The 11,617-nt window shown below is 74.7% G+C and carries 7 protein-coding genes and 1 pseudogene; 5 read left to right on the top strand and 3 right to left on the bottom strand.

From position 1 onward, the window contains the following. The 3 genes from MHW47_RS24345 to MHW47_RS24335 all read left to right on the top strand — a co-directional run. On the top strand, positions 1–2,167 hold a 2,167-nt coding region (locus MHW47_RS24345; RefSeq protein ID WP_239225911.1), incomplete at its 5' end, for a sialidase family protein. An 87-nt stretch (positions 2,168–2,254) separates the two neighbouring features. Further along, on the top strand, positions 2,255–4,231 hold the full coding sequence (locus MHW47_RS24340) for a beta-galactosidase (protein ID WP_239225910.1): 1,977 nt from the start codon (positions 2,255–2,257) through the stop codon (positions 4,229–4,231). Further along, on the top strand, positions 4,228–6,456 hold the full coding sequence (locus MHW47_RS24335; RefSeq protein ID WP_239225909.1) for a glycoside hydrolase N-terminal domain-containing protein: 2,229 nt from the start codon (positions 4,228–4,230) through the stop codon (positions 6,454–6,456). The genes MHW47_RS24340 and MHW47_RS24335 overlap by 4 nt, the downstream gene beginning before the upstream one ends. A 56-nt stretch (positions 6,457–6,512) precedes the next feature. Here MHW47_RS24335 and MHW47_RS24330 read toward each other — a convergent pair whose 3' ends face one another. The 3 genes from MHW47_RS24330 to MHW47_RS24320 all read right to left on the bottom strand — a co-directional run bounded on the left by MHW47_RS24330 (position 6,513) and on the right by MHW47_RS24320 (position 10,345). Then, complete coding sequence (locus tag MHW47_RS24330; RefSeq protein ID WP_239225908.1) at positions 6,513–7,520, bottom strand: LacI family DNA-binding transcriptional regulator; 1,008 nt, start codon at positions 7,518–7,520, stop codon at positions 6,513–6,515. Positions 7,521–7,799: 279 nt separating this feature from the next. Next, a complete protein-coding gene (locus MHW47_RS24325; RefSeq protein WP_374230140.1) occupies positions 7,800–9,053 on the bottom strand; it encodes a cytochrome P450 in 1,254 nt (417 codons plus the stop codon). Further along, positions 9,050–10,345 (bottom strand): cytochrome P450, encoded by a 1,296-nt coding sequence (locus MHW47_RS24320; RefSeq protein ID WP_239225907.1) that lies wholly within the window; start codon positions 10,343–10,345, stop codon positions 9,050–9,052. Before MHW47_RS24320 ends, MHW47_RS24325 begins: the two co-directional genes overlap by 4 nt. Before the next feature lie 192 nt (positions 10,346–10,537). On the opposite strand from MHW47_RS24320, the gene MHW47_RS24315 reads away from it, so the two are divergent. Both MHW47_RS24315 and MHW47_RS24310 read left to right on the top strand, forming a co-directional pair. After that, positions 10,538–11,266 (top strand): response regulator transcription factor, encoded by a 729-nt coding sequence (locus MHW47_RS24315; protein ID WP_239225906.1) that lies wholly within the window; start codon positions 10,538–10,540, stop codon positions 11,264–11,266. Further along, positions 11,250–11,617, top strand: a pseudogene (locus tag MHW47_RS24310) (two-component sensor histidine kinase); the annotation flags it as partial. The gene MHW47_RS24315 and the pseudogene MHW47_RS24310, both read left to right, overlap by 17 nt.

The raw sequence follows: 11,617 nt of genomic DNA, 5'->3' as shown, positions 1-11,617 counted from the left end.
CGCCCTCCCGACCGCCGCACCCGCCGCCGCCCGCGGCCGGGGCCGCCACGACGCCCACCGGCCCCACCGCTGGCGCACGGCCGCGATCGGCGGCACCGGATTCGTCACCGGGCTGCTGTTCCACCCCGCGGTCGAGGGCCTCGCCTACGCCCGCACCGACATCGGCGGCGCCTACCGCTGGGACGCGGCGCAGGCCCGCTGGACCCCGCTCACCGACCACATCGGCTGGGACGACTGGAACCTGCTCGGCATCGAGGCCATGGCCGTCGACCCGGCCCACCCGGACCGCCTCTACCTGGCCTGCGGCACCTACGCGCAGTCCTGGGCCTCCCCCGGCGCGGTGCTGCGCTCCGACGACCGGGGCGCGACCTGGAAGCGGGCCGACCTCACCGTCCGCCTCGGCGCCAACGAGGACGGGCGCGGCGCCGGCGAGCGCCTGCTCGTCGACCCCCGCGACAGCGCGACGCTCTGGCTGGGCACCCGGCACGACGGGCTGCTGCGCTCCACGGACCGGGGCGCGACCTGGGCCCCGGCCGCCTTCCCGGCCACCCCGTCACCGGCCGGGCAGGGGGTGATGTTCCTGGTCGCGGCGGGCCGCACGGTGTACGCGGGCTGGGGCGACGGCGGCGGCGCGCTGTACCGCACGGACGGCCGGGGCGGCTGGGAGGAGGTGCCCGGCCGGCCCTCCGGCAGCGCGTCGGTGAAGGTCCCGGTGCGGGCCGCGTACGACGCGCGCGACCGGGCGCTGTACGTCACGTACGCGGACGCGCCGGGCCCCAACGGGCAGTCGGACGGCGCGGTCCACCGCCTCGACACGGTGACGGGCGCCTGGAGCGACGTCACCCCGGTGCGCCCCGACGCGGCGGCCGGCGACGGCTTCGGGTACGGCGGCGTCGCGGTGGACGCGCGCCGCGCCGGCACCCTCGTCGTCACCACCAACAACCGCTGGGGCCGGATCGACACGGTGTTCCGCTCCACCGACGGCGGCGCGAGCTGGACCTCGCTCAAGGACACCGCCGTCCTGGACGTGTCGGAGACCCCGTTCCTGCGCTGGGACGGCACGCCCAAGTTCGGCTGGTGGATCCAGGCCGTCGCCGTCGACCCGTTCGACTCGCACCACATCGTGTACGGGACCGGCGCGACGATCTACGGCACCCGCGACCTCGTCCACTGGGCGCCGGAGATCCGGGGCCTGGAGGAGTCCTCGGTGCGCTTCCTGATCGCCCCGCCCGGCAAGGGCGCCCGCCTGCTGAGCGGCCTCGGCGACATCGGCGTGATGTACCACGAGTCGCTGACCGCGTCCCCCTCGCGCGGCATGGCCGCCAACCCGGTGTTCGGCACGGCCACCGGCCTGGCGCTCGCCACGCTGCGGCCCTCGTACGTGGTGCGCACCGGCTGGCCGTCCGGCTCCGACGCCGCCGGGGCCTACTCGGAGGACGGCGGGCGCAGCTGGCGGCCGTTCGCCGCCCAGCCCGCCATCGCGCCCTCCGCCCCGGGGCCGATCGCGGTCTCGGCGGACGGCTCGACGCTGCTGTGGTCGTTCGTCCACTGGGACGGCACCAAGTACCCGGCGCACCGCTCCACGGACGGCGGCCGGACGTGGGCCGAGGTGGCCACCTTCCCCAAGGGCGGCACCCCGGTCGCCGACCCGCTCGACTCCCGGCGCTTCTACGTGTACGACACCGACACGGGCGCCGTGTACCTCTCCCGCGACGGCGGCGCGACCTTCGTCCGGGGCGCGGCCGGACTCCCCTCCGGCGACGCCCAGTTCAAGGTGGCGGCGGCGCCCGGCCGCAGCGGCGACCTGTGGCTGTCGGCGAAGGACAACGGCCTGTTCCGGTCCACGGACGGCGGGCGCACCTTCGCCGCCGTGCCCGGCTGCCTCGCCTCGCACGCGCTGGGCTTCGGCAAGGCGGCCCCGGGGCGCGGCCGCCACCGGCCCGGCGCGGGCTATCCGGCGATCTTCCAGACCGGCCGGGTGCCGGCGGCGTACGACGGGGTGGCGGTGCTGCGCTCCGACGACGCCGGCCGCACCTGGGTCAGGATCAACGACGACGCCCACCAGTGGGGCTGGACCGGTGAGGTGATCACCGGCGACCCCCGCGTCCACGGCCGTGTCTACCTGGGCACCAACGGCCGCGGCATCCAGTACGCGGACCCTCGGTAGCAGCCTGTGCGCAAACTCCCGCCCGGATCGGACCCGACCCGACCCGGGCGGGGGTTTGCACACAGGCTCTAAGGAACGGGAGACGCCATGCCGTCCCTGCGCGACGCGGTCCGCGGCCGCATCCTCTTCGGAGGCGACTACAACCCCGAGCAGTGGCCCGAGGAGGTGTGGGGGGACGACGTCCGGCTGATGAAGGAGGCCGGCGTCAACTCCGTCACGCTCGGCGTCTTCTCCTGGGCGAAGATCGAACCCCGCCCGGGTGCCCGGGAGTTCGGCTGGCTGGACCGGCTGATGGACCTGATGCACGGCCATGGCATCGGCGTCGTGCTCGCCACCCCGACCGCGTCCCCGCCGCCCTGGATGGGGGCGCGGCACCCGGAGACCCTGCCGCGCGCCGAGGACGGCTCGATCATCTGGTACGGCTCCCGCCAGCAGTTCTGCCCCAGCTCCCCGGTCTACCGCCGCTACGCCGCCGCCCTCACCGAGGACCTGGCCGCGCGGTACGCCGGGCATCCGGCGCTGACGATGTGGCACATCAACAACGAGTACTGCACGCACTGCTGGTGCGACGAGACGGCGGCGCACTTCCGCCGGTGGCTGCGCGAGCGGTACGGCACGCTCGACGCCCTCAACGAGGCGTGGGGCACGGCCTTCTGGAGCCAGCGCTACGACACGTGGACGGAGATCCTGCCGCCGCGCAAGGCGCAGTACATGAAGAACCCGGCCCAGGTGCTGGACTTCAAGCGGTTCACCTCGGACGCGCTCCTGGAGTGCTACACGGCCGAGCGGGACATCGTCGCCCGGCACACCCCGGACATCCCCGTGACGACCAACTTCATGCCGCTCTGGTCGGGCCAGGACGCCTGGGCCTGGTCGGCCGAGGAGGACGTCGTGTCGGTGGACATCTACCCGGACCCGCGCGACCCGTGGGGCGGGCAGTACAACGCGATGATCGCCGACATGACGCGCTCGCAGGCGGCCGGACCGTGGGCGCTGATGGAGCAGGCGGCCGGCTCGGTGAACTGGCGGCCCGTCAACCAGCCCAAGCCCGAGGGGCTGAACCGGCTCTGGTCGCTCCAGTCGGTGGCGCGCGGCGCCGACGCGGTCTGCTACTTCCAGTGGCGGCAGTCCCGGCAGGGCGCGGAGAAGTTCCACTCGGGGATGCTCGGCCACGCCGGTGAGCACGGCCGCGCGTTCCGGGAGACCCGCCGGCTGGGCGCCGAACTCGCCGCGATCGGGCCCGCCGTGTCCGGGGCCGGGGTGGACGCCGGGGTGGCGGTGCTGCACGACTGGGACGCCTGGTGGGCGGGGGCCCAGGAGGGCAGCCCGTCCGCGCTGCTCGACTACGCGGAGGTGATCCGGCACTGGCACCGGGCGCTGTGGGAGAACGGCACGGCCACGGACTTCGCCCGCCCCGGCGCCGATCTCGGCCGGTACCCGGTCGTGGTCGTCCCGCACCTCTACCTGCTGGACGACGCGGCGATCGACAACCTGGTGGCGTACGTGCGCGGCGGCGGCCGGCTGGTGTGCGGCTTCTTCAGCGGCGTCGCGGACCGGGACGACCGGATCAGGCCGGGCGGGATGGACGCCCGGCTGCGCGAACTGTTCGGCATCGGCGTCCTGCACGAGTGGTGGCCCCTGGAGGCGGACGAGGCCGTGGAGTGCGACGGCTTCCGGGGCACCCTGTGGTCCGAGGAGCTGGAGGCCGCCGAGGACGCCGAGGTGCTGGCCACCTACCGGGACGGCGAGCTGGCCGGACTCCCGGCCGTGCTGCGCAAGGGGCGCGCGACCTACGTGTCCACCCTGCCGGAGCCGGCCGCGCTGCGGTCGCTCCTCGGCGACGTCGTCCGCGAGGCCGGGCTCGGACCGGTCCTGGCCGGACTGCCCGAGGGGGTCGAGGCGGTGCGCCGGGGCGAGCTGCTGTTCCTGCTGCACCACCGCCGCGAGATGGTCACCGTGGCGGTCCCCGGGGCCCACGAGGACCTGCTGACCGGCCGGACCGTGGTCGACCGGATCGCGCTCGGCCGCTACGGCGCCGCAGTGCTGCGGAGTACCGCGCCGTGACCGTACGCACCGACATCGACGGCACCTGGGAGCCGCGCCCCGCCGCCCGCTGGGAGGACGCCTTCCTGGCGGGCAACGGCCGGCACGGCGCCATGGTGTACGGCGATCCCGCCGACGACCGGGTCGTCGTCAACCACCACACCCTGGTGCGGCCCAACGGCAGTGAGCACGTCCGGCCGCCCGAACTCGCGGACCGGCTCGGCCGGCTGCAGAGCGCCCTGCTCGCCGGGGACACCACGGCGGCGGAGCGCTTCGGCGCGGGCCGGCCGCTGGTGTGGGTGCAGCCGTTCCACCCGGCGTTCCAGACCCGGCTGCGGCCCGCGCCCGGCAACACCGCCCCCTCGGCGGACGACCCGGCCGCGGGCTACCGCAGGGCGGTCCGCTTCGCCACGGGGGAGATCACGGCCGGCTGCGAGACCTGGCGCAGCCGGGTCTTCGTCTCGCGCGCGGACGACGTGGTCGTGCAGCACGTCACCGGGCCCGGGCTCGCCGTGGACGTCGTCCTGGACCACGCGCTGCCGGGCGCCCCGCCCCGGCTGGCGGTCGGCCGCAGCACCGTCCTCACCCCGGACGGCGCCCGGCTGACGCTGCGCGCCGGCTACCCCGACAGCGACCTCGGGTACACCGGTGTGACCGTGCTCCGCGCGGAGGGCGGGCGGGTGTCGGTGGCGGGCGAGGGCGTCCGGGTGGAGGGGGCCAGGAGTCTGCTGCTGCTGACGCGGGTGCGCCGGCACGCGGGCCGCGTGGATCCGGCGGCGGAGTGCGCCGGGCTGCCGGACGGGGACTACGACGCGCTGCTCGCCCGCCACGCGGCCCTGCACCGGCCGGCGTTCGAGCGGGCCTCGCTCACCCTGGACGCGGACCCGGCCGAGCGCGCGCTGCCCGGCAGCGAGCTGGTGCGGCGGCCGGACAGTCCGGCGCTCCTGGAGCGGCTGTTCGCGGCCGGGCGCTACCACCTGCTGTCCGCGTCCGGGATGCTGCCGCCCCGGCTGACGGGGCTGTGGACGGGTGACTGGGACACCGCCTGGTCGGGGGCGTTCACCACCAACGCCAACCTCAACCTCCAGATCGCCTCGGCCGCCGCCGCCGCGCTGCCCGAGGTGTCCGAGGCGCACGCCGCCCTCGTGTACGGGCAGCTCGCGGACTGGCGGGACAACGCGCGGGCGGTCTTCGGGGCGCGCGGCATCGTGGCCCCGTCGCACACGGACGGCGAGTCCGGGCACACCCGCCACTACCAGCGGGCCTACCCGCTGCACCTGTGGACGGCCGGCGCGGACTGGCTGCTGGAGCCGCTGATCGAGCACGCGGAGACGACGGGGGCCGAGGACCCCCGGCTGACCGCCGCGCTGCACGAGACCGCCCTGTTCTACGAGGACTTCCTCACCCGGACGGGCCCGGACGGGCGGGTGGCCGTGGTGCCCTCGTACTCGCCGGAGAACCGGCCCGCCAACGCGAGCTGGGGCACGGTGAACGCGACGATGGACCTGGCGGCGGCCCGGCACGCGCTCACCGCGTCCGCCGGCCGCGCCCCCGGCGACCCGGCCTCGGCGCGCCGCCTCGCGCTGGCGGACCGGCTCGCGGGGTACCGGGTCAACGAGGACGGGGCGCTGGCCGAGTGGGCGTGGCCGGGTCTGGAGGAGACGTACGACCACCGCCATCTGAGCCACCTCTACCCGGTGTGGCCGCTGGACGCGGTCAACCCGTACGACACTCCGGGGACCGCGGCCGCCGCGCACCGGGCGCTGGAGCTGCGGGGCGCGGAGAACGACTCGGCCCACGGCCATCTGCACCACGCGCTGATCGCGGCGCGGCTGCGGGACGGGGCGCGTGCCTCGGCGGCGGTCCGGGCGGTGCTGGCGGGCGACTTCTTCCACGACTCGCTGATGAGCGCCCACTACCCGGCGCGCGACGTGTACAACGCGGACGCGGCGCACGCACTGCCGGCCGCCGTGATCGAGTCGCTGGTCCAGTCGACCCCGTACCGGCTGGTCCTGCTGCCCGCGCCGCTCGCGGCCTGCCCGGCCGGTGAACTGCGGGGGGTGCGGACCCGGTTCGGCGCCGCGCTGGACCTGCGCTGGTCGGCGGAGGGCGGTGTACGGGCGGTGCTGCGCCCGGAGCGGGACGCGCGGATCGATGTCCGCGTCGGGGCCGGGGAGGTGCCCGCCGCCGCCTTCGTGGAGCTGACGGCCGGGGTGGAGCACGTCCTGGAGGCCGGCCCCCGGTGACGCGGACGGGCCGGCCGTCCCCCTCGGGGGGGGCGGCCGGCCCGTCGGTGCGGGGCTCAGGCCGGGGCGGGCCCGGTGCTCTCACGTACCGTCAGTTCCGGTGCCAGCAGCTCGACTTCGTCGGTGCCCCGGCCGGAGAGCTTGGCGACCACCCGCTCGACCGAGCGGCGTCCCATCTCGTGGGCCGGGATGGCGACGGAGGTGAGCCGCACCGACGCCTGGGAGGCGACCTGTTCGGGGCAGATGGCCACCACGGACACATCCTCGGGCACGGCCCGGCCCTGCTGCCGCAGCAGGTTGAGCAGCGGCTCCACGGCCGCCTCGTTCTGCACGATGAAGCCGGTGGTGCCGGGGCGCTCGTCGAATATCCGCGACAGCGTCTGCGCCATCGCCGCGTAGCCGCCCTCGCAGGGCCGGTGCAGCACGCGCACCCCGGTCTCCTGGGCTTTGGCCCGTACGCCGTCCACGGTCCGTTCGGCGAACCCGGTGTGCCGCTCGTACACCGCGGCGGCCTCGCCGATGACGGCGATCTCGCGGTGGCCGAGGCCGGCCAGATGCTCCACGCAGAGCGCGCCGGTCGCCTCGAAGTCGAGGTCCACACAGGTCAGTCCGGCGGTGTCGGCGGGCAGTCCGATGAGCACGGCGGCCCGGTCGCTCTCGCGCAGCAGGGGCAGCCGCTCGTCGTGCAGTTCGACGTCCATCAGGATCATCGCGTCGGCCAGCGAGCTGCCGGCGATGCGCCGCACCGCGGCGGGGCCCTCCTCACCGGTGAGCAGCAGGACGTCGTAGCCGTGGGTGCGGGCGGTGGTGGCGACCGCGATGGCGATCTCCATCATCACCGGCACGTACATGTCGGTGCGCAGCGGCACCATCAGGGCGATGATGTTGGAGCGGCTGCTGGCGAGCGCGCGGGCTCCGGCGTTGGGGTGGTAGCCGAGCTGCTGGATGCTGCGCTCGACGCGTTCACGGGTGGCGACGGAGATGGACCGCTTCCCGCTGAGGACGTAGCTCACCGTGCTCGCCGAGACTCCGGCGTGCTGCGCGACCTCGGCCAGGGTGACCATTCAGCTCTCCCCCACGGGACGTCGTCGGACACGGCGGGCGCGCGGACTGCTCCGGCGCCGCCGGTCACCTGTGGCGAAGCGCTTCGACTCCGCACTCTCCGTCTGTGACTTGGAGAGACAGCGCGAGCCTAGTCCTGCCTCGACGGCGTGTCCAGACACTGTCGAAGCGCTTCGACACGGCTGGGCGGGTGCAGGGACGGTACGGGCCACCGCCACGATATGCCCGCCGGGCGGCGGCCCGTCGCACCGGCCCGGGGAAATACGCCCCGGGCGCCCGGCTCAGCCGTGCAGCAGGACCGGGAAGGACTCCATGTCGTTCTGGGTCATCACCGGGAGGTTGCGCAGCTCCTCGTCGGGGACCGCGAGCCGCAGGTCCGGGAAGCGCGCGAAGAGGGCCGGCAGGGCGATGCCCGCCTCGACCCGCGAGAGGGCGGCGCCGGGGCAGATGTGCGGGCCGTGCCCGAAGGTCATGTGGCGGATCGGGGTGGGGCGCGTGATGTCGAAGGCGTCGGCGTCGGGGCCGTGCTGCTCGGGGTCGCGGCCGATGACCCGGTACGAGACGACCACGCCCTCGCCCTTGGCGATGACGCCGTCGCCCACCTGGATGTCCTCGGTGGCGAACCGCATGAGCAGGTGGGTGGTCGGGGTGTCCCAGCGCAGGGTCTCCTCGATCACGGTCTCCCAGGACACCTCCCCGTCGAGCACCATCCGCAGTTGCCCGGGGTTGGCCAGCAGGGCGCGCACGGCGTTGAGGATGAGGCCGATCGTGGTCTCGTGACCGGCGGCGACCATGGCCTTGAGGTTGCCGATGACCTCCTCCTCGGTCAGCGGCTCGCCGCCCTCCTCGGCCAGGATCAGCGCGGAGGTCAGGTCGTCGGTCGGGCGCGCGGTCTTCTCCCGGACCAGAGCGGTGTAGAAGACGTCCAGGTCGTCGAGGAGGGCGAGGCGCTCCGCCTGCGGGGTGAGCATCGAGAAGAACGCCTTGTACTGCCGGGTCAGCATGGCGTTCTCCGCCGGGTCCACGCCCATCAGCATGCCGACGACCCGCATCGGCAGCGGCTGGGCGAACACCGACTTGAGGTCGACCACCGCCCCGTCCCGGCCCGCCTCCTCCAGCGCGTCCAGCAGCTCGGCGGTGAACTTCTCGATGTCGGGGCGTATCGCCTCCAGGCGGCGGGGCGTCAGCGCCTGCGAGGTCTTGGTGCGCAGCCGGCGGTGCTCGTCCCCGTCCACCGTGAACATGGACCGGCCCGCGTCGATCATGCCGATGAGCGGCCAGTCGCGCGTCACCACGCCGCTCTGCCACAGCCCCCACGCGTTGATGTCCTTCACCAGCCGCGGGTCGACCAGCAGCCGCCGGGCGTCCGCGTGCCGGGTGAGGGTCCAGGCCGGCACGCCCAGCAGCTCGATCCGGGCCAGCGGCCCGGCGTCGCGCAGCCGCGCCGTCTCACCGTCCAGGTCGCGGACCATGGGGTCGATGACGACGGTCGCGCCGTGCGGGGCCGCCGTCTGCGCGGCGTGGGGGCATTTCACGAAGAGTCTCCTGTCGTGCGTACGGGGGTGAACCGGACGGGGAGCGAAGTCGTGCCGCGCAGGAACGCGGAGGGCCGCCGGACGAGTTCTCCGGCGGGTACGTCGAGCCGGAGGTCGGGCAGCCGGTCGAGCAGCACCTCGATGCCGGTCCTGGCGATGATCTCGGCGATCTCCTGGGCGGGGAAGGGGCAGCGGTACTCGCCGTGGCTGAAGGCGAGGTGCGCGCCGTTGCCGCCCTGGGCCGGGCCGCCCGCGCCCGCCACGCCCTGGCGGATCAGCGGGTCGGTGTTGGCGGCGCCGAGCCCGAGCAGCACCATGTCGCCGGCGGCGATGTGCTGCCCGCCCAGCTGGGTGTCGCGCGCGGCCCAGCGGCCGGCCAGGATCTGGGTGGGGGTGTCCTCCCAGAGCACCTCGTTCATCGCCTCGCCGATGCTGCGCCGGCCACCGGCCATGGAGTCGGCGAACTCGTCCTCGGTGAGCATCAGCCGGACCGAGTTGCTGATCCAGTCGGCGGTGGGCAGGTGCCCGGCCGCCGTGACGGCCATCAGGTCGAGCGTGTACTCCTCGTCGGTGAACTCCTCCGGGTACGCGAGCATCCGGGAGGTGACGTCGTCGCCCGGCTCGGCCCGCTTCGAGGCGAGGAGCCGCGCCATCAGCTCACCGAACCGCTGGTGCGCGCTCTGCGCGCCGGGCCCGCCGTCCGCCAGGTCCTTGAGCACCTGCGCGATCTCGGCGCCCTCCTCGTCCGGGAAGCCGATGAGGCGGGCCAGGACGAGGACCGGGAGCGGTTCACAGAACTCGGCGACGAGGTCGGCGGTGCCCCGCGCGCACACCGCGTCCACCAGCCGGTCCGCCAGCTGCTCGCAGTGGCCCCGGATCTGGAACGGGTCGGCCCCCTCCAGGGCGGGTCCGACCATGCGGACGTGGCGGCGGTGCTCCTCGCCCGCGCTGAAGTAGATGGACGGCATGGGCCGCCCCACCATCGGCAGCAGCGGCCAGTCGTCCGGGACGTGCGGCCACTGGTTCCAGAGGCCGACGTCGCGCGGGAACAGCTCCCCGTCGCTGGTGACCCGGTGCAGTTCGCGGTAGCCGACGACCAGCCAGGCGGGGAAGCCGCCCGGCAGTTCGACGGGGACGACCGGGCCGTGGTCGCGCCGCATCGCGCGGTACACGGTGCGGGGCTCTGCCTGGAAGCCGGGGCCCCAGAGCGGCACCGCCCCGGCGTGGGCCGGGCAGCCGGAGGGGGCGGACGGAGAATCCGGCGCGGACTCTGCCGGGGAAGGGCGTGTCATGAATCCTGATTCCTGTGGCGACGACTGCCCGCGTCACCTTCACGCGGTCAACACCCGCTCACTATAAGTGAGTTTACGCACAACGGGTCGATCAATCACGATCAATTCCGAACGGTGGGCGAGCAGGGCCGTGCGGGGCGCCCGCCACGGCCGCCCGGACTCCCCCGGCTGCGGCCCTCTACGATCGGGCAGGTGTGCGCAAATGTGATCGTCGCCGAAGACGACGAGAATCAGGCCGAACTCCTCCGCCGCTACCTGGAACGCGAGGGTCACCGGGTGATCCTCGCGCCGGACGGGCTGGCGGCGCTCGACGCGGTACGGCAGCGGGAACCGGATCTGCTGGTCCTCGACGTCATGATGCCGCGCGCGGACGGTCTGGACGTCGTACGGGTGCTGCGCGCGGAACACCGGGAGCTGCCGGTGCTGATGGTCACCGCCCGCACCACGGAGGACGATCTGCTGCTCGGCCTCGACCTGGGCGCCGACGACTACGTCACCAAGCCGTACAGCCCGCGTGAGCTGATGGCCCGGGTGCGGACCCTGCTGCGCCGCAACCGGCGCGGGGCGGGCGGCGATCCGGACGACGCCGGGGTGCTGCGGGTGGGGGCGCTGGTCGTCGACCCGGTCCGGCACCTGGTGACCGTGGAGGGGGCGGCGGTGGAGTGCACGCCGGGCGAGTTCCGGATCCTGTCCGCGCTGGCGGCCGAGCCGGACCGGGTGTTCTCGCGGCAGCAGCTGCTGGCCGAACTGCACGGGTTCGACCGCTACATCAGCGACCGGACGGTCGACGTCCATGTGATGAACCTGCGCAAGAAGATCGAACCGGCCCCGCGCCGGCCCGTGCGGCTGCTCACCGTCTTCGGTGTCGGCTACAAGCTGACGGACCCGGCGAAGGCGGCGAACCGTGCGGCGACCTCGTAGTTCGGGGCGTGCGGGCGTGGGTGGCGCGCGGCGGTCCGTTCCGCTGCGCAAGAGCCTGTTCGCGCGGCTGCTGGCCGTGTCGGCGCTGGTCGCGGCGTGCTCGGTGGCGGCGACGGCGTGGCTGGCGGTGCAGACGACGTCCGGCGCGATCCGCCAGGAGCAGGGCCAGAACCTGGCCGCCGACGCCGGCATCTACCGCCGGCTGCTCGGTTACGCGGCGGCGTATCCGACCTGGGAGGGCGTCGGGGGGACGGTGCGGGAGCTGGCCGCGCGGTCGGGCCGGCGGATCGCGCTGACCACCCCGGCCCGGGCCCCGCTCGCCGACTCCGCGGCACCGGGCGCGGCGGAGCT

Origin of the sequence: Streptomyces sp. OfavH-34-F (assembly GCF_022347745.1) — a bacterium.
Taxonomy (GTDB): domain Bacteria; phylum Actinomycetota; class Actinomycetes; order Streptomycetales; family Streptomycetaceae; genus Streptomyces.
This window is presented reverse-complemented; position numbering and strand designations above follow the sequence as displayed.

Excerpts from the sequence above, each read along its gene's own strand:
- MHW47_RS24340 (WP_239225910.1), top strand. The coding sequence starts at position 2,255 with ATGCCGTCCCTGCGCGACGCGGTCCGCGGCCGCATCCTCTTCGGAGGC.
- MHW47_RS24330 (WP_239225908.1), bottom strand. The coding sequence starts at position 7,520 with ATGGTCACCCTGGCCGAGGTCGCGCAGCACGCCGGAGTCTCGGCGAGC.
- MHW47_RS24320 (WP_239225907.1), bottom strand. The coding sequence starts at position 10,345 with ATGACACGCCCTTCCCCGGCAGAGTCCGCGCCGGATTCTCCGTCCGCC.